This window comes from Streptomyces sp. NPDC004667 (genome assembly GCF_040609475.1).
Classification (GTDB): Bacteria; Actinomycetota; Actinomycetes; order Streptomycetales; family Streptomycetaceae; genus Streptomyces.
In genome coordinates this window covers 158,098-178,566 of sequence record NZ_JBEXKC010000004.1, presented here as the reverse complement: position 1 = coordinate 178,566, position 20,469 = coordinate 158,098, and the positions used below count along the sequence as shown (strand labels likewise).

15 protein-coding genes, 2 tRNA genes and 1 pseudogene are annotated in these 20,469 nt (G+C 72.9%); 15 read left to right on the top strand and 3 right to left on the bottom strand.

Going from position 1 to position 20,469, the window contains the following annotated elements:
- Positions 1–119: 119 nt before the first annotated feature.
- The 11 genes and pseudogenes from rsfS to ABZW32_RS04045 all read left to right on the top strand — a co-directional run bounded on the left by rsfS (position 120) and on the right by ABZW32_RS04045 (position 11,889).
- The gene (gene rsfS, locus ABZW32_RS04095; protein ID WP_030008628.1) at positions 120–566 is read left to right on the top strand and encodes a ribosome silencing factor; all 447 of its coding nucleotides are present in this window, start codon (positions 120–122) and stop codon (positions 564–566) included.
- Positions 563–1,219: a histidine phosphatase family protein gene (locus tag ABZW32_RS04090; RefSeq protein ID WP_356210867.1), complete on the top strand. Its 657-nt coding sequence runs from the start codon at positions 563–565 to the stop codon at positions 1,217–1,219. Before rsfS ends, ABZW32_RS04090 begins: the two co-directional genes overlap by 4 nt.
- Positions 1,220–1,332: 113 nt before the next feature.
- A tRNA-Ala gene (locus ABZW32_RS04085) sits at positions 1,333–1,405 on the top strand.
- 144 nt (positions 1,406–1,549) lie between these two features.
- Entirely contained in the window at positions 1,550–1,783 is a 234-nt protein-coding gene (locus tag ABZW32_RS04080) for a hypothetical protein (protein ID WP_030229679.1), read from the top strand.
- Positions 1,784–1,929: 146 nt separating this feature from the next.
- A tRNA-Ala gene (locus tag ABZW32_RS04075) sits at positions 1,930–2,002 on the top strand.
- Between the two features lie 258 nt (positions 2,003–2,260).
- Entirely contained in the window at positions 2,261–5,134 is a 2,874-nt protein-coding gene (gene leuS / locus ABZW32_RS04070) for a leucine--tRNA ligase (protein WP_356210822.1), read from the top strand.
- Positions 5,135–5,256: 122 nt separating this feature from the next.
- Complete coding sequence (locus ABZW32_RS04065; RefSeq protein ID WP_356210819.1) at positions 5,257–5,988, top strand: hypothetical protein; 732 nt, start codon at positions 5,257–5,259, stop codon at positions 5,986–5,988.
- Positions 5,989–6,049: 61 nt separating this feature from the next.
- Positions 6,050–6,895 (top strand): DegV family protein, encoded by an 846-nt coding sequence (locus tag ABZW32_RS04060; RefSeq protein WP_356210816.1) that lies wholly within the window; start codon positions 6,050–6,052, stop codon positions 6,893–6,895.
- 734 nt (positions 6,896–7,629) lie between these two features.
- Complete coding sequence (locus ABZW32_RS04055; RefSeq protein ID WP_356210814.1) at positions 7,630–8,466, top strand: ComEA family DNA-binding protein; 837 nt, start codon at positions 7,630–7,632, stop codon at positions 8,464–8,466.
- Between the two features lie 26 nt (positions 8,467–8,492).
- A pseudogene (locus tag ABZW32_RS04050) lies at positions 8,493–10,871 on the top strand (ComEC/Rec2 family competence protein); the annotation flags it as partial.
- 157 nt (positions 10,872–11,028) lie between these two features.
- The gene (locus ABZW32_RS04045; protein ID WP_356210864.1) at positions 11,029–11,889 is read left to right on the top strand and encodes a YceI family protein; all 861 of its coding nucleotides are present in this window, start codon (positions 11,029–11,031) and stop codon (positions 11,887–11,889) included.
- A gap of 8 nt (positions 11,890–11,897) precedes the next feature.
- Here ABZW32_RS04045 and ABZW32_RS04040 read toward each other — a convergent pair whose 3' ends face one another.
- On the bottom strand, positions 11,898–12,140 hold the full coding sequence (locus tag ABZW32_RS04040; protein ID WP_356210812.1) for a hypothetical protein: 243 nt from the start codon (positions 12,138–12,140) through the stop codon (positions 11,898–11,900).
- Positions 12,141–12,201: 61 nt separating this feature from the next.
- Here ABZW32_RS04040 and holA point away from each other — a divergent pair, with 61 nt between their 5' ends.
- Positions 12,202–13,194: a DNA polymerase III subunit delta gene (gene holA, locus ABZW32_RS04035; RefSeq protein WP_356210810.1), complete on the top strand. Its 993-nt coding sequence runs from the start codon at positions 12,202–12,204 to the stop codon at positions 13,192–13,194.
- Between the two features lie 298 nt (positions 13,195–13,492).
- On the opposite strand, the gene ABZW32_RS04030 is transcribed toward holA, so the two are convergent.
- Together ABZW32_RS04030 and rpsT are read right to left on the bottom strand one after the other, a co-directional pair.
- On the bottom strand, positions 13,493–14,293 hold the full coding sequence (locus ABZW32_RS04030) for a hypothetical protein (RefSeq protein WP_356210808.1): 801 nt from the start codon (positions 14,291–14,293) through the stop codon (positions 13,493–13,495).
- A 265-nt stretch (positions 14,294–14,558) separates the two neighbouring features.
- Complete coding sequence (gene rpsT / locus ABZW32_RS04025; protein ID WP_052871690.1) at positions 14,559–14,825, bottom strand: 30S ribosomal protein S20; 267 nt, start codon at positions 14,823–14,825, stop codon at positions 14,559–14,561.
- A 250-nt stretch (positions 14,826–15,075) separates the two neighbouring features.
- Between rpsT and lepA the strand changes: the two genes are divergently transcribed.
- The 3 genes from lepA (at position 15,076) to hemW (ending at position 20,413) form a co-directional block, all read left to right on the top strand.
- Positions 15,076–16,941, top strand: a complete 1,866-nt coding sequence (gene lepA / locus ABZW32_RS04020; RefSeq protein WP_356210805.1) for a translation elongation factor 4 — start codon at positions 15,076–15,078, stop codon at positions 16,939–16,941.
- Positions 16,942–17,231: 290 nt separating this feature from the next.
- Positions 17,232–19,124, top strand: coding sequence for an AMP-dependent synthetase/ligase (locus tag ABZW32_RS04015; RefSeq protein WP_356210802.1), 1,893 nt, complete (start codon positions 17,232–17,234; stop codon positions 19,122–19,124).
- 56 nt (positions 19,125–19,180) lie between these two features.
- Positions 19,181–20,413, top strand: coding sequence for a radical SAM family heme chaperone HemW (gene hemW, locus ABZW32_RS04010; protein WP_356210800.1), 1,233 nt, complete (start codon positions 19,181–19,183; stop codon positions 20,411–20,413).
- Positions 20,414–20,469 lie beyond the last annotated feature (56 nt).

The window sequence follows — 20,469 nt, the reverse complement described above, 5'->3', positions numbered from 1 at the left end:
ACCGCCCCTGCCCCGGCCCTGACCTGGTGCTCCGCCCGCGCGGAACGTGACGCGCGGGCGGTGTCGGCGGTACATGAGACCCTTGTAAGGATCTGCCCGCCAACCCGAAAGCATGGCCAGTGACCGCCACGGACCGCTCCATCGAGCTCATCACCGCCGCCGCCCAGGCCGCGGCCGACCGGCTCGCGCACGACATCATCGCGTACGACGTCAGCGACGTGCTGTCGATCACCGATGCCTTCCTGCTCGCCTCCGCGCCCAACGACCGCCAGGTCAAGTCGATCGTGGACGAGATCGAGGAGCGGCTGCTCAAGGAGCTCGGCGCCAAGCCGGTGCGCCGCGAAGGCGACCGCGACGCCCGCTGGATCCTGCTCGACTACGTCGACATCGTCGTGCACGTCCAGCACAGCGAGGAGCGCGTCTTCTACGCGCTGGAGCGCCTGTGGAAGGACTGCCCCGAGATCGAGCTCCCCGAGGACGCCAAGCTCACCATCGGCAAGGCCGAGGAGCACGCCAAGCTGCGCGAGGCGGCGGGCGACGACGAGCTGGACGGTGATCTGTTCTGAGCACGGCCGAAGCGGGCAGGTCCGGCAGGAAGATCGTCCTCTGGCGGCACGGCCAGACCTCGTGGAACCTGGAGCGCCGCTTCCAGGGCTCCACGGACATCGAGCTGACCGAGACCGGTGTGGCGCAGGCGCGCCGCGCCGCCCGGCTGCTCGCCTCCCTGCGGCCCGACGCCATCGTGGCCTCCGACCTGAGCCGGGCCTCCGCCACGGCGGCCGAGCTGGCCGCCGTCACGGGCCTGCCGGTGGAGCACGACCAGGCGCTGCGCGAGACGTACGCTGGCGAGTGGCAGGGGCTCACCCACGAGGAGATCCTCGACAAGTACGGCGAGCAGTACGCCGCGTGGAAGCGCGGCGAGCCCGTCCGCCGGGGCGGCGGCGAGCTGGAGACCGAGGTGGCCGACCGCGCCGCCCCGGTGGTCCTGCGTCACGCCGATCAACTCCCGGAGGGCGGCACCCTCGTCGTCGTCAGCCACGGCGGCACCATCCGTACGACGATCGGCCGTCTGCTGGGCCTGGAGGCGCACTACTGGGAGGGCCTCGGCGGGCTCTCCAACTGCTGCTGGTCCGTCCTCGGCGAGGGCGCGCGCGGCTGGCGCCTGATGGAGCACAACGCCGGCACGCTGCCGGAGCCGGTCCTCGGCGACGACGACTGAGGGCCGCCGGGGGGCGCCTCGGACCCGGATTTCACTTTCCGGCTGGTCACAGGCTAGAGTTCTTCTTGTTCGCAGCGAAGAACACCGGAAACGGGGGAAGCGCAGCGGAGAGCGGGGCTATAGCTCAGTTGGTAGAGCGCCTGCATGGCATGCAGGAGGTCAGGAGTTCAATTCTCCTTAGCTCCACAGTGAAGGATCCCGTCCCCAACAGGGGGCGGGATCCTTGCGTTTGTTCCCTTTGCGCTTGCTGACCCGGCCGGTACGGGCATGGCAGAATCGGACGGCCGGAGGGGGACACGACGGCCCGACGCGGGAGGGAGTCGCTGACGGATGGGTGCACACCGGCGGCGGTGCGACTGGTGCGACAACGGCACGCCGATCGTGCGGGACATGGACCCGGTCAATCCCGACTACCAGTACTGGTGCGAGGAATGCGCGCGGGCGCTGATCATAAAAGGCGACCCGATCGAGACGTACCGGGAGCTGGAGGGCGAGCCGATCTACGGCCGGCTGCTCGACGAGCACTGCACGCTGAAGCGGTTCTACCAGTTCGCGCGCGCGTGACACGGTAAGTCAGGATGATCCGGATCAAATCGGACATGGCTCGGGTTCCACGGAAACCGATTTTTGGACCAGGGCCATGACCGTGTAATGTTTGGGACGTCGCCAAGGGGAACCGGAAACGGGAAGCCGGGCGGCAGGCAAGACAAGGGGCTATAGCTCAGTTGGTAGAGCGCCTGCATGGCATGCAGGAGGTCAGGAGTTCAATTCTCCTTAGCTCCACAGTGAGGAAGCGGGTCACCCGGATCGGGTGGCCCGCTTCTCGTTGTGCCCGTTGTGCGGAACGGCAGAGCGTCCGCGGGAGGCGCTGCGGTACCCTGACGCCATGCGTGCCGTACGCCTTCTGCTTACCGAGCCGCGCTGATCAGTACCGACCCCTTCGAGCGAGTCGGCATCGGCGCGGCGTCCCCTCCTGTGCGAGGGGTTTTTTCGTTTGGGCGGGCAGAGACGGCAGAGACGATCGATGGAGCTTCAGGAATCATGAGCGAGACGAACACCCCGGCCCCCGAGGCGGCCGAGGCGCACCGTTACACGGCTGCCATGGCCGCCGACATCGAGGCACGCTGGCAGGACGTATGGGACGCGGAAGGCACCTACGAGGCGCCGAACCCGACCGGCGACCTGGCCGGTGACCCGGCGGTCGTCGCGCGCCCCAAGAAGTTCATCATGGACATGTTCCCGTACCCCTCCGGTGCGGGCCTGCACGTCGGCCACCCGCTCGGGTACATCGCCACCGACGTCTTCGCGCGCCACCAGCGGATGTCCGGCCACAACGTCCTGCACACCCTGGGCTTCGACGCCTTCGGCCTGCCGGCCGAGCAGTACGCCGTGCAGACCGGCACGCACCCGCGGGTCTCGACCGAGGCGAACATCGAGAACATGAAGGTCCAGCTGCGCCGGCTGGGCCTGGGCCACGACAAGCGCCGGTCGTTCGCGACGATCGACCCCGAGTACTACAAGTGGACCCAGTGGATCTTCCTGCAGATCTACAACTCCTACTACGACACCGACGCGAAGAAGGCCCGGCCGATCTCCGAGCTGGTCGCCGCCTTCGAGAACGGCACCCGTGAGGTCCCCGGCGGCCGCGCCTGGGCGGGTCTGACCGCCGGCGAGCGCGCCGACGTCCTGAACGGCTTCCGGCTGGCCTACGCCTCCGACGCGCCCGTCAACTGGTGCCCCGGGCTGGGCACCGTACTGGCCAACGAGGAGGTCACCGCGGACGGCCGGTCCGAGCGCGGCAACTTCCCAGTCTTCAAGGCCAAGCTGAGCCAGTGGAACATGCGGATCACGGCGTACGCCGACCGCCTGCTGGACGACCTGGACGCGCTGGACTGGCCCGAGGCCATCAAGCTGCAGCAGCGCAACTGGATCGGGCGCAGCGAGGGCGCGCGCGTCGACTTCGCCGTCGGCGACGCCGGTGCGATCACCGTGTTCACGACCCGCCCCGACACCCTGTTCGGCGCGACGTACATGGTGCTGGCGCCCGAGCACGAGCTGGTCTCCTCGATCGTCCCGGCGGCCTGGCCCGAGGGCACGCACCCCGTGTGGACCGGCGGCCACGCCACCCCGGCCGGGGCCGTCGACGCGTACCGCAAGCAGGCGGCGTCGAAGTCCGACGTCGAGCGGCAGGCCGAGGCCAAGGACAAGACCGGTGTCTTCACCGGCGCGTACGCGACCAACCCGGTCAGCGGCGAGCAGGTCCCGGTCTTCATCGCCGACTACGTGCTGATGGGCTACGGCACCGGCGCGATCATGGCCGTTCCGGCGCACGACAGCCGCGACTTCGAGTTCGCGCGCGCCTTCGAGCTGCCGATCCGCTGCGTCGTCGAGCCCACCGACGGCCGGGGCACCGACCCGGCCGAGTGGGACGAGGCGTTCGTCTCCTACGACGCGAAGCTGGTGAACTCGGCGGGCGAGGGCATCTCCCTGGACGGCCTGGGCGTCGTCGAGGCGAAGGCCGCGATCACCGACTGGCTGGCGGAGCGCTCCATCGGCGAGGGCACCGTCAACTTCCGCCTGCGCGACTGGCTGTTCAGCCGCCAGCGCTACTGGGGCGAGCCCTTCCCGATCGTCTACGACGAGGACGGCGTCGCGCACCCGCTGCCCGAGTCGATGCTGCCGCTGGAGCTGCCGGAGGTCGAGGACTACTCGCCGCGCACCTTCGAGCCCGACGACGCCGCGTCCCAGCCGGAGACGCCGCTGTCGCGCAACGAGGCGTGGGTCCACGTGGACCTGGACCTGGGCGACGGCGCGGGCGTCAAGCGCTACCGGCGCGAGACCAACACCATGCCGAACTGGGCCGGCTCCTGCTGGTACGAGCTGCGCTACCTGGACCCGAACAACGCGTCGGCGCTGGTGGACCCGGAGATCGAGCAGTACTGGATGGGGCCGCGCGAGGGCGCGCCGCACGGTGGCGTCGACCTGTACGTCGGCGGTGCCGAGCACGCGGTGCTGCACCTGCTGTACGCGCGGTTCTGGTCCAAGGTCCTGTTCGACCTGGGCCACGTCTCCTCGGCCGAGCCGTTCCACAAGCTGTTCAACCAGGGCATGATCCAGGCCTACGCCTACACGGACGCGCGCGGCGTGTACGTGCCGGCGGCCGAGGTCGAGGAGCGCGACGGCGGCTACTTCTACCAGGGCGAGCCCGTCAGGCGCGAGCACGGCAAGATGGGCAAGTCCCTGAAGAACGCCGTCACGCCCGACGAGATCTGCGAGGAGTACGGCGCGGACACCCTGCGCCTGTACGAGATGGCGATGGGCCCGCTCGACGTCTCGCGCCCGTGGGACACGCGCGCCGTGGTCGGCCAGTACCGGCTGCTGCAGCGCCTGTGGCGCAACGTCGTCGACGAGGAGAGCGGCGCGGTCACCGTCGTGGACGCCGAGCCGGGCGAGGACACCCTGCGCGCCCTGCACAAGGCGATCGACGGAGTCGGCGGCGACATGGCGGGCCTGCGGTTCAACACCGCCATCGCCAAGATCACCGAGCTGAACAACACCCTGACGAAGGCGGGCCGGCCGCTGGAGCGCTCGGTCGCCGAGCGGCTGGTGCTGCTGGTCGCCCCGCTGGCGCCGCACATCGCGGAGGAGCTGTGGCGCCGGCTGGGCCACACCGACTCGGTGGTCCACCAGGACTTCCCGGTCGCGGACCCGGCGTACGTCGTGGACGAGACCGTCACCTGCGTGGTGCAGGTCAAGGGCAAGGTCAAGGCGCGTCTGGAGGTGCCGCCGGCCATCTCGGACGCCGACCTGGAGCAGCTGGCGGTCACGGACGCGGCCGTCGTGGCGGCCCTGGGCGGCGCCGAGATCCGCAAGGTGATCGTGCGCGCGCCGAAGCTGGTGAACATCGTCATCTGAGCCGAGTGGACCCCCGGCATGGGGGAGATCCCGTACGGGCAGGTTGGGGGTTCGTTTGGAACCCCCGACCTGCCCGTGGCGTTTACGGTGGAAGGGGAAGCACGCGGCGGAAGGGAACCCTCATGGAGGCGGGCGCTTTGATCATCTTTGCCCTGTTGGTGCTGTTCGCCTTTCTGGGGCTGGGCGTGTGGGCCACCGTGAAGGTGGTCGGCGCGGCGAAGCGCGGCGTGGACCGGACGATCACCCAGGCCCGCCGCACCGTCGAGGACACCACCCTGAAGGCCAAGAGCCTCGGTCAGGTCGGGGTCCCGGGGGCCCTGGCGCAGCTGCGGCTGGACCTGCGGACCTCGATGCGGGCCACGCAGCAGGCGCTGTACCAGGGGGTGCAGACGGACAGCTCGCTGAAGGAGTCGATCGGGCTCTTCGAACGGCTGAGCGCGCACGGCCACGAGCTCGACGAGGAGCTGAAGCGGCTGGAGCAGGAGCCGGACCGGCGGAGGATCGCCGACGGCCTTCCCGATCTGCGGGAACGCACCGCGAAGATCAAACAGGCCTCGGACTCGCTGCGGTGGGCCGCGCGGGACCGGGCCCGCCGGTTCGCGGAGGACGACCTCACGGCCCTGTCGGAGCAGATCGAGATGGAGTCGGGGGCGCTGCGGGACTGGTCCCGGGAGTCGGTGGACGACCTGGCGGCAGCGGCGGAGGCCGCGGCGCAAGCCGGCGGGACCGCCGGAGGAGCTGCTGCCGGTGGCGGTGCCCCGGCCGCCGGGCCGCGCCCGGCGGCGCTGAACCCCTCCACCCCGGCGACGCACTACCCCTGGCAGAAGACGCCCAGGCCGGAGGCCACCACCTGAAGGGAGGGGCGGGCGAGGGCCGGGCTGCCGGATGCACCGCTGTGGCGGTAACCTCCGGCTCATGTCCCGCCATGTCGCGATCGTCACCGATTCCACGGCCTATCTGCCCCCACCGGCGATGGCGCGGCACGGAATCACCGCAGTCCCCCTGACCGTGGTCCTGGGGGACGAGGCCCTCGAAGAGGGCACGGAGATCTCGGCCCGCAGCCTCGCCGTGGCCCTCCAGAAGCGCCGGCCGGTGACCACCTCCCGCCCGGGCCCGGAGGAGTTCGTACGGGCCTACCGGGCGGCCGCGGACGCCGGTGCGACGGGCATCGTGAGCCTGCACCTGTCCGCCGAGTTCTCGGGCACCTACGACGCCGCCGTGGTCGCGGCCAGGACGGCCCCCGTTCCGGTCCGCGTCGTCGACACCGGGATGGTCGCGATGGCCCTCGGCTTCTGCGCCCTCGCCGCGGCGGAGGCGGCCGACGCGGGGGGTTCCGTCGACGAGGCCGTGGCCGCGGCCGAGAAGAGGGCCGGGGAGATGGCGGCCTACTTCTACGTGGACACCCTCGACTACCTGCGCCGGGGCGGCCGGATCGGGGCCGCGCAGGCCCTCCTCGGGTCGGCGCTGGCCGTCAAGCCGCTGCTGACGCTGGACGGCGGGCGGATCGAGATGCTGGAGAAGGTGCGGACGGCCTCCAAGGCCATCGCACGCCTGGAGGAGCTGGCGGTCGAGCGGGCCGGGACGCGCAGCGTCGACGTCGCCGTGCACCACCTCGCGGCCCCGGAGCGGGCCGAGAAGCTCGCCCAGCGGCTCCGCGAGCGCATTCCGGGCCTGGTCGAGCTGCACGTCAGCGAGGTCGGAGCGGTGATCGGCGCGCACACCGGGCCGGGGCTGCTGGCGGCGGTCGTATCGCCCCGCTGATCACCGGAACGGGTGGCGCAGTTTTCCACAACGGGCGCTCCGTCCACCGGAATCGGTGGCTCCGAACGGCGATCGGGGATCGGTCCTAGCGTCGTGGCATGACTCTTCGCATGCGTGCCCCGCGCGGTTCCGGGGCTTCTGAAGTGGTGGTCGGTCACGACGCTGCCCTGCGGGGCGGGGGTGGCACGGATGGCACGGGTGGTGCTCGTGGCGGGGGTGCCGGGCCCGGGCGGGGCCGTGGCTCCGACGGCCGGTTCCGCGACCGGCGCCGGGTCCGGTCGCGGAACCGGCCGGACCCCGAGGTGGTCCGGCGCCGGGCGCGGGCCGTACTGGCGGGCGCCGCGCCGCCGACGGGGCGGGGGATGGGGGCGGAGCCGTCTCTGGAGCCGGGGGCGGCGTCGGGGGTCGGGGTGCTGCCGGAGCCGGAGCCGGAGCCGGAGCCGGAGTCGGGGCTCGGAGTGGAGCCGCCGCCGGGGCTCGGGGCCGGAGGGCTGCCGGAGCCGGAGCTGCGCATGCGGGTGGGGCCGTCTCGGGCGTCGGGGGCCGGGGCCGGGGTGGAGGGGCGGGGGTGGGTGGCCGGTCCGCCGGCGGACGCGGAGCCGTGGCTGGGTGCCTATCCCCGGGCCTGGCCCGAGGTGGCGGGGCCGGAGGGGTCGGTGGAGCCCGTCGCGCCGCTGGTCGGGGCTGTGGGGCCCGGGGGGACCGGTGCGGCCGGGGTACCGGGGGTGCCTCGGGTGCGCAGAGTTCCTCTCGCGGCCGCGGGGCGGTCGGTGCCCGGGGCGCCCGTCGGGCGGGGGATGCCCGGGAGGCTGGACGGGGCGGTCGGGCCCGCGGAGCCGGCCGTCGGGGCGGCGGAGGGGCTCGGCACCCCGGCCGGGCCCCGGGGGGCCGTCGCGGGGGCCCGGTGGCCGGCGGTGCGGGAGCGGATGCCGGTGTGGGTGCAGGCCCGGTGCGGGATGGAGCCGCGTACGGTGGCCGCCGTCGCCGTCGTGCTGGTCGCGGCGCTCGGATTCGCCGCCCAGCAGTACTGGTCCGGGCGCCCGCGGCCGGTGACGGCCCCCTCGGTGCTCGCCCCGCCGTCCGTACCGTCCTTGCCGTCCTCTCCGCCCTCGGCCGCGGGGGCCCCGGCCGTCGGCGCGGGGGCGCGGATCGTGGTGGACGTCGGCGGTGGGGTCCGGGAACCGGGGGTGCGGCGGCTGCCCGGCGGCTCGCGGGTGGAGGACGCACTGGCCGCGGCCGGCGGAGTGGTGCCCGGCACCGACACCACCGGGCTCAACCGCGCCCGGATCCTGGTGGACGGCGAGCAGGTGCTGGTGGGGGCCACCGCGCAGCCGGGTCAGGGCGGCCCGGGAAGTGCGGGGGGCGCCGGACCGGGCCCCGGACCGCTGAGCCTGGCCAGTGCCACCGTCGAGCAGTTGGACGGGCTGCCCGGGGTCGGCCCCGTGCTCGCCCGGCACATCGTCGACTTCCGCACCGCCCGGGGCGGCTTCCGCACCGTCGAGGACCTCCGGCAGGTCGACGGCATCGGCGAGCACCGGTTCGCCGACCTGCGCGAGCTGGTGCGGCCGTGAGCACCCCGGAGCGGGCTGGTGCAGCCGTGAGCGGCCCGGAGCGGCGTGGGGCCGCGGCGGTGGACCTGCGGCTGGCGGGGCCGGCGGTGGCCGCCTGGGGAGCGATCGCCCTCGCGCTCGGGCTGCCCGGGGCGTGGACCGCCGCCGGGGCGGGGCTCGCGGTGGCCGTGGCGGGGGTGCTGCTGCTGGCGGCCTCCCGCCGGCCGCAGCCGCTGTGGCGGGTCGGTACGGCCGCGGCCGCCGCGCTGCTGTGCGCGGCCGCCGGGGCGGGGGTGGCCGGGCTGGAACGGGCCGAGGCGCGGGCGGGGCCCGTGGCCGGGCTGGCCCGGGAGCACGCCCGGGTCCTCGTGGAGCTCACCGTCGGCTCGGACCCCCGCGCCACCCTGGGCGGGAGCGGGCCGCCCGGGGTGGTCCTGGACGCGGTGGTGACCCGGGTGACCGGGCCCGACGGGGTGACGACCCGGGTCGGGACGCCGGTGCGGGTACTGGCCGGGCACCCGGGATGGGCCGCGCTGCAACCCTCGACCCGGGTGACGGTGGCCGCCCGGCTGGCCCCGGCGCGGGACGGGGAGCGGGCCGTGGCGCTGCTGCGACCGGCCGTCGCCGCCCCGCCCTCGGTGAGCGGTGGTCCCGGTGCGGCGCAGCGCCTCGCGGGGAGTCTGCGGGCCGGGCTGCGGGAGGCCACCGAAGGGCTTCCCGCCGACGCGCGGGCCCTGCTGCCGGGGCTGGTGGTCGGCGACACCTCCCGGGTGCCGCCCGACCTGCACGCGGCGTTCGAAGCCACCGATCTGCTGCACCTGCTGGCCGTCTCCGGGTCCAACCTGACCGTGGTGCTGTACCTGCTCATCGGGTCCCCGGCCCGCGCGCAGCAGGCCGAGCGGAGCGGGCTCGCGCCACGGCTGGGGCTGTCGCTGCGGACCACGGCCCTGGGCGGGGCCGCGCTGACGTCGGCGTTCGTGGTGGTGTGCCGGCCCGAGCCGAGCGTGCTGAGGGCCGCCGCCTGCGGGGCGGTGACCCTGCTCGCCCTCGCCACCGGACGGCGCAGGTCCCTGATCCCGGCGCTGGCCGCGGCCGTGGTGCTGCTGGTGCTGTACGACCCGTGGCTGGCGCGCAGCTACGGTTTCCTGCTCTCGGTGCTCGCCACCGGGGCGCTGCTCACCCTCGGGCCGAGGTGGGGCGAGGCCCTGCGACGGCGGGGGATGCGGCCGAGGCTCGCCGACGCCCTCGGAGCCGCCGCCGCGGCGCAGGCGGTGTGCGCGCCGGTGGTGGTCGTGCTCTCCGCCCGGGTGAGCCTCGTCGCGGTGCCCTGCAACCTGTTGGCGGAGCTGGCGGCGGGGCCGGCCACGGTGCTCGGCTTCGCGGTCCTCGCCGTGGCCCCGCTGTCCCTGCCCGCGGCGAAGGCGCTCGCCTGGTGCGCGGGGGTCCCGGCGGGGTGGATCGCGGGCGTGGCGCGGGCGGGGTCCCGGCTGCCGGGGGCGGAGCTGCCCTGGCCCGGCGGGCTCGGCGGGGGGCTGCTCCTGGGCGTCGTCACGGCGGCGGTCGTCGGGCTCGGAGCCCGCTACGGACGACGGCGCGGGGTCCGGGCCGGCCTGGTGGTGCTGCTGCTGGTCGCGGTGGTGCGGCCGCCGCTGCCGACCCGGGTGCTGACCGGCTGGCCGCCGCCGGACTGGACCTACGTGCAGTGCGCGGTGGGGCAGGGGGACGCCGCCGTCCTCTCCGCCGGTCCGGGTACGGCCGTCGTCGTGGACGCCGGTCCGGAGCCCGGCCCGGTGGACTCCTGTCTGCGGGCCCTGGGTGTGAGACGCGTCCCACTGCTCCTGCTGACGCACTTTCACGCCGACCACGTGGGAGGGCTTTCCGGAGTGCTGCGGGGCCGCTCCGTCGGTGTGATCGAAACCACCGCCCTGCAGGAGCCGGCCGCACAGGCGGCCGTGGTCCGGCGCACCGCGGCGGCCGCCCGGGTACCCGTCGTCGCGACGGCGGCGGGGGAGCGGCGCAGGGCCGGGCCGCTGGAATGGCAGGTGTTGTGGCCGTCGGCTTCCGGACCGCCCCCGGACGGCCCCAACGACGCGAGCGTGGTCCTGCTGGTGCGCACGTCGGGCCTGACGCTGCTGCTGCCGGGAGACCTCGAACCACCCGCCCAGCAGGCCCTCTTGAGGGCGCACCCGGAACTGGGCCCGGTGGACGTGCTCAAGGTGGCCCACCACGGCTCGGCGCACCAGGACCCCGGTCTGCAGGACCGGATCCGGCCACGACTCGCGATCGTCCCCGTCGGCGCGGGCAACCGCTACGGACACCCCGCACCGGGTACGCTCGCGCAACTGAGGGCCCGTGGGACGACCGTGCTGCGCACCGATCGGGACGGCTCCGTGGCCGTCGCCGGAAGCGGCTCGGGGATGCGAGCGTTTCCGGCCGGACGGCGCCGGAACCGGCGTGGTCATACCGGGCGCGACCGCTCTGTTTGCCCACAACCCGACAGCATGATCGAATGCGTCTTCGCCAGAACGGTCCAAGTCCACACAGCACGGGGGTGCATCAGCCATGTTCGGTCGCAGACGGGGGATGGAGACAGCCGGGAGCGCCGGCTCACACACATCCGCGACCCTTTCACTGCCGCCCACGGCGCGGTTGTTGAGCTGCAGGGTCCTCGACACGGTCCACCAGCCCATCCGCCAGGCCAAGTTCGAGGTCACCGACCCGATCGGTCGACGGGTCGTCGGTGGGGAGACGGATCCCTACGGCGGGTTCGCGGCGGCCGTGCCGGAGGGGGAGTACCGGCTCTCGGTCACCGCGGAGGGGTACGCGCCGTTCCACGGCGCCACGCTGGTGGGGGACCCGGCGCAGCCCGGTACCGCGGAGATCATCCTGGACGCGGTGGAGCCGCCGCTGCTGCCGCAGCCCGGCCACTGGGAGCTCGACCCGACGCACTCCTCGATCGGTTTCACGGCCCGGCACATCGGCTTCGCGAGGATCCACGGCCGGTTCACCACCTTCGCCGGCGCGGTGCGGATAGCCGAGCGCATGGAGGACTCCTCCATGCACGTCATCATCGACGCGGCGAGCATCGACACGGGTCTGCGGATGCGGGACGACCACCTGCGCTCCGCCGACTTCCTCGACGCCGCCCGGTACCCGACGGTCGAGTTCTACAGCGAGCGGTTCATCCACCGCAGCGGCAGCCGCTGGGCGGTCGCGGGAGCCCTGACGCTGCACGGTGTCAGCCGCTCCGTGACCCTCGACACCCAATACCTGGGCAACGGCACGGGACTGGAGGGCGAACCGCGCGCGGCCTGCCGTGCCACGGCCGAACTGCACCGCGAGGACTTCAGCCTGAACTGGCAGTCGATCCTGGCGCAGGGGATCGCGGCGATCGGCTCCAGCGTGGAAGTGGAGCTGGACGTGCAGATCGTCCACAAGGCGTAGGGCCCGTCCTACGGGGCTTCCAGCCAGCCCTCGTACTCGGCGGCGAGCTCGTCGAGCGAGGCCGCCTCCAGCCGTTCCTGCGGGTCCTCGACGACCACCAGCCACTGGGCGTCCTCGGCGTCGTCCTCGCCGGCGAGGGCGTCGCGGACCAGTTGGGGCTCCTCGGGCAGGCCGAAGCGGTCGACGGCCTCCTGGGCCACCTCCTCGGCGGAGTCGCGGTCGGGCAGGACCAGTACGTGTCGCTCGTTCACCCGACCATTCTCGGGCACCGGGCGCGGGGCACTGTCGGTGCGGCGTGGGATGCTGGGGGCGATGGCCACCAGGAAGAACTCCACCGACGAACCGCTTGCCCCGCTCACCCTCGCGGTGGGGCAGGAGGACCTGCTCCTCGACCGCGCCGTGCGGGACGTCGTGACGGCGGCCCGCACGGCCGACGCCGACACCGATGTGCGGGACCTCACGTCCGATCAGCTCCAGCCCGGCACGCTGGCGGAGCTGACGAGCCCCTCGCTGTTCTCCGAGCGCAAGGTCCTGATCGTCCGCAACGCGCAGGACCTGGGCGCGGACACGGTGAAGGAGGTCAAGGCCTACCTCGCCGCGCCGTACGAGGAGATCGCCCTGGTCCTCCTGCACGCCGGCGGGGTCAAGGGCAAGGGCCTGCTGGACGCGGCCCGCAAGGCCGGGGCCCGGGAGATCGCCTGCCCGAAGATGACGAAGGCGGCGGACCGGCTGTCGTTCGTGCGGGGCGAGTTCCGCGCGCTTGGGCGCTCCGCGACCCCGGAGGCCTGCCAGACCCTGGTCGACGCGATCGGCAGCGACCTGCGGGAGCTGGCGAGCGCCGCCGCGCAGCTGTGCGCGGACGTCGAGGGCACCATCGACGAGGCGGTGGTCGGCCGCTACTACACGGGCCGGGCCGAGGCCTCCAGCTTCACGGTCGCCGACCGTGCGGTCGAGGGGAGGGCCGCCGAGGCCCTGGAGGCCCTGCGCTGGTCGCTGTCCACGGGAGTGGCTCCGGTGCTGATCACCAGCGCGCTGGCCCAGGCGGTCCGGGCGATCGGGAAGCTCGCCTCCGCCCCGCGCGGTGCCCGTCCGGGCGACCTCGCGCGGGACCTGGGCATGCCGCCGTGGAAGATCGACCGGGTCCGCCAGCAGATGCGGGGCTGGTCGGCGGACGCCGTCTCGGACGCCCTGCGCGCCGTGGCCGCGGCCGACGCGGGGGTCAAGGGCGGCGGGGACGACCCCGAGTACGCCCTGGAGAAGGCCGTCGTGGCCGTGGCCCGCGCCGCCCGCCCCCAACGCCGCTAGCCCGAACCCCTCGGCCGCAGCCCCGCCGCTCGGCCCCGGCCAGACCGACCCAGCCAAGCCGGGCCGCCCAAGCCGGGTTGAGCCGTGCCGTGCCAAGCCGCCGAGCCCCGAGCCGGGCTGAGCTGTGCCGCGCCGAGCCGGGCCGCCCGAGCCGGGCCAAGCCGCCGAGCCCCGAGCCGGGCTGGGCTGGGCCGCGCCGAGCCGGGCCGAGCTGCGTCGGGCCGAGCGGTGCCGCGCCGGGCAGGGCCGCGCAAGCCGGGTTGAGCCGAGCCGCCCGGGCCGGGCATGGTCGGTGGTGTCAGGAGTGGGCGGGGCGGCGGCCGGTCAGTTTCTGCCAGACGTCGCACTGTGCCTCCCATGCGGCGACGGCCCGCAGCAGGCGGGGGTCCGCCCGCTGGGTCTCGCCGAGGGCCGTGGCCTCCAGGTGGGCCTGCTCCCGCTGTGCGGCCGTGTCGGACTCCAGTTGCCGGAGCTCGGTGTCGATCTCGGCGGTGCGTTCCCGCGCCGACTCCCGGAAGGCCCTGTCCGCCAGCACCTGGTTGTGGATCCGGTCGCGGAAGTGCCGGACCGCCGTCTCGCGGTGGTCGGCCCGCGGGAACGTCGCGGTGCGATGGGTGCCGTCCTGCCGGGTGACGTGCAGGAAGAGGTGCTCGCGGGCGTCCGAGAAGCCGATGGCGAGGTCGGTCAGCGGCAGCGTCTCGTCGATCCCGGCGGGAGCCTCCTCCCCTTCGGGGGCCTCCTTCATGAACACCAGTACGTGCTCGTGCAGCCGCAGCTGCCCCACGCGGGGCCCCACGGCAGCGCCCCAACCCGGCCGCAGCAACCGCTGCCGCTCCGCCTCCAGCGTCCGGGCCCGCTGCCGGCCCCGCTGCTCGATCTCCTCGACGTGTTCCCGCGCCCGCGCCAGGTGCCGCCGCTGCTCGCCCTCCACGGCCCGCCGGTTCACGCGGGTGCGGTGCAGGGCCTCCCGCTGGTCGCGGTGCGCGGCGGCGAAGGCGTAGCGCCATTCGCTCGCGCGGCACGGGTACAGGCGCAGCCGCCGCAGCGCCCAGAACGCTCCGAATCCCAGGACCACGAGCACGATGAGCACGGCGTTCAAGGTCCGCCCTTCTCCCGGGGGCCAGGTCGCCAGCAGTGTCCCAGAGGGCCGGAGCGCGGTGAAGGGGGTCGGGCGGAAATGCCGACGGCCCACCCGGTGGGGCCGGGCGGGCCGTTCGTCACCCGGTCGGTGACCGGGGGTGGTGCTGTGAAGATGCTTGCGCCGCACCCGCGTGGCGAACGCAGGCCGCGTGCGGCGCGGTGTGCCGGTGAGGGAGCGGGAGAGAGGGCCCGCTGGGTCCCTACCGGCGATTCACATCAGGAGCTCAGCCCTGGAGGGAGGCAACCTTGGAGGCCAGCGCCGACTTCTTGTTGGCGGCGGCGTTCTTGTGGATGACACCCTTCGAGACAGCCTTGTCGAGCGCACGCGCGGCGGCACGGGAAGCCACGGTGGCCTTCTCGACGTCACCGGCGACGACGGCCTCGCGGGCCTTGCGGATCGCGGTCTTGAGCGAGGACTTGACGGCCTTGTTGCGCAGGCGCGCCTTCTCGTTCGTCTTGTTCCGCTTGATCTGGGACTTGATGTTCGCCACGAAAGAGCCTTTTCAGGTTCAGAGTTTGATCTTCGGATTGTGTCCCGACAGCTGAGAGGGCATACGAGACACAGCTGCCCAGGCTACCAGGCGCGCTCCGACCGGCCCAAACCGAGCGCACTGCCCCGTCCATGGGACCATGGGAGCCTGCGTACAGATCCGACATCGCGCCGACGAAGCCGAAGGCGACGAGATCCGACCTTCGCGGAAGAGACCGCTTCCGACCGCGCCCCGAGAATCAGGACACTGCGTGCCCGCGATCCCCAGCCACGTGCCCGAGCCGAGCCGTACCGACCCGGCGCTGATCCGCAACTTCTGCATCATCGCGCACATCGACCACGGCAAGTCGACGCTCGCCGACCGGATGCTCCAGCTCACCGGTGTCGTCGACCAGCGGCAGATGCGCGCTCAGTACCTCGACCGCATGGACATCGAGCGTGAGCGCGGCATCACGATCAAGTCGCAGGCGGTCCGTCTGCCCTGGGCTCCCACCGAGGGTGCGGGCAAGGGCAGCACGCACATCCTGAACATGATCGACACCCCCGGTCACGTCGACTTCACCTACGAGGTCTCGCGCTCCCTCGCGGCCTGCGAGGGCACGGTCCTGCTGGTGGACGCCGCCCAGGGCATCGAGGCCCAGACCCTCGCCAACCTGTACCTGGCGATGGAGAACGACCTCGCGATCGTCCCGGTCCTCAACAAGATCGACCTGCCGGCGGCCCAGCCGGAGAAGTTCGCCGAGGAGCTCGCGAACCTGGTCGGCTGCCAGCCCGAGGACGTCCTGCGGGTCTCGGCGAAGACCGGTCTCGGCGTCGACGCCCTGCTCGACAAGGTCGTCGCCACCGTCCCGGCCCCGGTCGGCGTCAAGGACGCCCCGGCCCGCGCGATGATCTTCGACTCGGTCTACGACTCGTACCGCGGCGTCGTGACCTACGTCCGTGTCGTCGACGGCCAGCTCAACAAGCGCGAGCGCATCCGGATGATGTCCACCGGCGCCACGCACGAGCTGCTGGAGATCGGCGTCTCCTCCCCGGAGATGACCCCCTCCGACGGCCTCGGCGTCGGCGAGGTGGGTTACCTCATCACCGGCGTGAAGGACGTCCGCCAGTCCAAGGTCGGTGACACCATCACCAGCCTGCACAACGGCGCGACCGAGGCCCTCGGCGGCTACAAGGACCCGCGGCCGATGGTCTTCTCCGGCCTCTACCCGCTCGACGGCTCGGACTACCCGGACCTGCGCGAGGCGCTGGACAAGCTCCAGCTCAACGACGCCGCGCTGGTCTACGAGCCCGAGACCTCGGCGGCCCTCGGCTTCGGCTTCCGCGTCGGCTTCCTCGGCCTGCTCCACCTGGACGTGGTCCGCGAGCGCCTGGAGCGCGAGTTCGGCCTCGACCTGATCGCGACCGCGCCCAACGTGGTCTACCGGGTGGTCATGGAGGACGGCAAGGAAGTCACCGTCACCAACCCGAGCGAGTTCCCCGAGGGCAAGATCTCGGACGTGTTCGAGCCCGTCGTGCGCGCCACGATCCTCGCGCCCAGCGAGTTCATCGGCGCGATCATGGAGCTCTGCCAGACCCGCCGCGGCACCCTGCTCGGCATGGACTACCTCTCCGAGGACCGGGTCGAGATCCGCTACACCCTCCCCCTCGCGGAGATCGTCTTCGACTTCTTCGACCAGCTGAAGTCCAAGACGCGCGGCTACGCCTCGCTGGACTACGAGCCCACCGGCGAGCAGTCCTCCAGCCTGGTCAAGGTCGACATCCTGCTGCACGGCGACAAGGTCGACGCCTTCTCCGCCGTCACGCACAAGGACGCCGCCTACGCCTACGGCGTGCGCCTCGTCGCCAAGCTGCGCGAGCTCATCCCGCGGCAGGCGTTCGAGGTGCCGATCCAGGCGGCCATCGGCTCGCGCGTCATCGCCCGCGAGACCATCCGCGCCATCCGCAAGGACGTCCTCGCCAAGTGCTACGGCGGTGACATCTCCCGTAAGCGGAAGCTGCTGGAGAAGCAGAAGGAAGGCAAGAAGCGGATGAAGATGGTCGGCTCCGTGGAGGTCCCGCAGGAGGCCTTCATCGCCGTCCTCTCCAGCGACGAGTCCGGCGGCAAGAAGAAGTAACCGGCCGGTAACCGACAGCGGTCGGCGGCGGCCGTGCCAAGCGGTCGCCAAGGGCGGGTCAAGAACCACCCTCGCCCCAAGTCGGACGAATGGGCCCACATGCGCACGCATGGGGGCCCTTTTCGTTATGAAGCGGCCGCTCGGAGGCTCTTACGCGCCGGGCGCACGGCCTCTACGCTGATCACTGCTCGATGGTTACTCGCCAGTTTCAAAAGCTGCCAGCACCACCCGCCCGTCCCAAAGCGCCCCCACGCCCACGCCCTGCCGCGTGGACCGGTCCGGAGGATGTCGTGAGCGACACACAGACCTTGATCGAGAACCGCCCGCCCACCGTGGCGGCCCTCTTCCTTGACCGCGTCGCCGCCACACCGAACGCGGAGGCCTACCGCTTCCCGGTGCCCGCCGCCGGCCCCGAGGGCGGTCCGGACGACTGGAAGTCGCTGAGCTGGGGACAGGCGGCCGAGCGGGTCTTCGCCATCGCGGCGGGCCTGATCTCCCTGGGCCTGCGCCCGGAGGAGCGGGTCGCGCTCGCCTCCAACACCCGGGTCGAGTGGATCCTGTCCGACCTCGGTGTGATGTGCGCGGGCGGCGCGGTCACCACGATCTACCCCAGCACCAACGCCGAGGAGTCCTCGTACATCCTCGCGGACTCCGAGAGCCGGGTGCTGATCGCCGAGGACGCCAAGCAGCTCGCCAAGGCCCGCGAGCGCCGTGCCGGCCTGCCGAACCTCGCCCACGTGGTGGTCCTGGAGGCGGCCGACGCCGTAGGCGCCGACGGCGACCCCGAGGGCTGGGTCCTCTCCCTCGCCGACCTGGAGGCGCTCGGCAACGAGCACCTGGCCAAGCACCCCGAGGCGGTCAAGGAGCGGATCGCGGCCATCACCGCCGACCAGCTCGCCACCCTCATCTACACCTCCGGCACCACCGGCCGCCCCAAGGGCGTCCGCCTGCCGCACGACAACTGGTCGTACATGGCCAAGGCCACCGTGGCCACGGGCATGATCCACTCGGACGACGTCCAGTACCTGTGGCTGCCGCTGGCCCACGTCTTCGGCAAGGTGCTGACCTCCGGGCAGATCGAGGTCGGGCACGTCACCGCGGTCGACGGCCGGATCGACAAGATCATCGAGAACCTGCCGGTGGTCCAGCCGACGTACATGGCGGCCGTGCCGCGCATCTTCGAGAAGGTCTACAACGGCGTGGCCGCCAAGGCGCGGGCCGGCGGAGGGGCCAAGTACAAGATCTTCCGGTGGTCGGTCGGCGTCGCCCGCGAGTACGCCAAGGTCACCCAGGACAACTTCCGCCGCACGGGCCAGGCCACCGCCCCCTTCGGCCTCGCCACCAAGCACAAGATCGCCGACGCGCTCGTCTACTCCAAGCTCCGCGAGGCCTTCGGCGGCAAGCTGCGCGCCGCCGTCTCCGGCGCCTCCGCGCTCGCCCCCGAGATCGGCTACTTCTTCTCCGGCGCGGGCATCCACATCCTGGAGGGCTACGGCCTGACGGAGTCCAGCGCGGCCTCCTTCGTCAACCCCGGCGAGGCCTACCGCACCGGCACCGTCGGCAAGCCACTGCCCGGCACCGAGGTCCGCATCGCCGACGACGGCGAGGTCCTGCTGCGCGGCCCCGGCATCATGCAGGGCTACCACGGGCAGCCCGACAAGACCGCCGAGGTGCTGGAGAGCGACGGCTGGCTGCACACCGGCGACATCGGCGAGCTGTCCCCCGACGGGTACCTGCGCATCACCGACCGCAAGAAGGACCTGATCAAGACCTCGGGCGGCAAGTACGTCGCCCCGGCGGAGATCGAGGGCCACTTCAAGGCGATCTGCCCGTACGTGTCGACCGTCGTCGTGCACGGCGCCGACCGGAACTTCTGCTCGGCCCTGATCGCCCTCGACGAGCCGGCGATCCTCGGCTGGGCCGCCGAGAACGGCCTGGAGGGCAGGACGTACGCCGAGGTCCTGGCCGCGGCGGAGACCGACCGCCTGATCGAGACCTACGTCCAGACCCTGAACGAGGGCCTCCAGCGCTGGCAGACGATCAAGAAGTTCCGGATCCTCCCGCGCGACCTGGACGTCGAGCACGGCGATCTGACGCCCAGCCTCAAGCTGAAGCGCCCGGTCGTCGAGCGTGAGTTCAAGCACCTCATCGACGAGATGTACGCGGGCTCCCGGGAGGCCTGACCGGCGCCCCGCCCGACGCGGGAAACGACCTTGGGGCAGTGCGGGACAATGGGCCCATGCCTTCCGCACTGCCCGACGGTGAACCCATGCCCGAAGACGGCTCGCTGCCGTCGCACGCCCTGGCGGGTGCCGGGGACCGGCCCCTCGGGTTCTACCTGCACGTCCCGTACTGCGCCACGCGCTGCGGGTACTGCGACTTCAACACGTACACGGCCACCGAGCTGCGGGGGACCGGCGGGGTGCTCGCCTCCCGGGAGAACTACGCCGACACCCTGATCGACGAGGTCCGCCTGGCCCGCAAGGTGCTCGGGGACGACCCCCGGGCCGTGCGGACCGTCTTCGTCGGCGGCGGCACGCCCACCCTGCTGCCCGCCCGGGACCTCGTCCGCATGCTCGCCGCGATCCGCGACGAGTTCGGGCTGGCCGAGGACGCCGAGATCACCACCGAGGCCAACCCGGAGTCCGTGGACCCGCGCTACCTCGCCGAGCTCCGCGAGGGCGGCTTCAACCGGATCTCCTTCGGCATGCAGAGCGCGAAGCAGCACGTCCTGAAGGTGCTCGACCGCACCCACACCCCCGGCCGCCCCGAGGCCTGCGTCGCGGAGGCCCGCGCGGCGGGCTTCGAGCACGTCAACCTGGACCTGATCTACGGCACGCCGGGGGAGACGGACCAGGACTGGCGCGACTCCCTGGCCGCGGCCATCGGCGCCGGACCCGACCACGTCAGCGCCTACGCCCTGATCGTCGAGGAGGGCACGCAGCTGGCCCGCCGGATCCGCCGCGGCGAGGTCCCGATGACCGACGACGACGTCCACGCCGACCGCTACCTGATCGCGGACTCCGTCATGGCGGAGGCCGGGTACTCCTGGTACGAGGTGTCGAACTGGGCCACGACCGAAGCCGGCCGCTGCCTGCACAACGAGCTGTACTGGCGCGGGGCCGACTGGTGGGGCGCGGGCCCCGGCGCCCACTCGCACGTCGGCGGGGTGCGGTGGTGGAACGTGAAGCACCCCGGCGCCTACGCGGCGGCCCTGGCGGAGGGCCGCTCCCCCGGCGCGGGGCGCGAGCTGCTGTCCGCGGAGGACCGGCGCGTGGAGCGGATCCTGCTGGAGCTGCGCCTCGTCGACGGCGTCCCGCTGTCCCTGCTGGCCCCGGCGGGCCTGGCGGCCGCCGGGAAGGCACTGGCGGACGGGCTGCTGGAAGCCGGCCCGTACGAGGCCGGTCGCGCGGTGCTGACCCTGCGCGGGCGGCTGCTGGCCGACGCGGTGGTGCGGGACCTGGTGGACTGATCACTCCCCGGAGTGAATCGCTGCGGATCCGGGCGGGAGCGGCCTAGCCTGTGAGT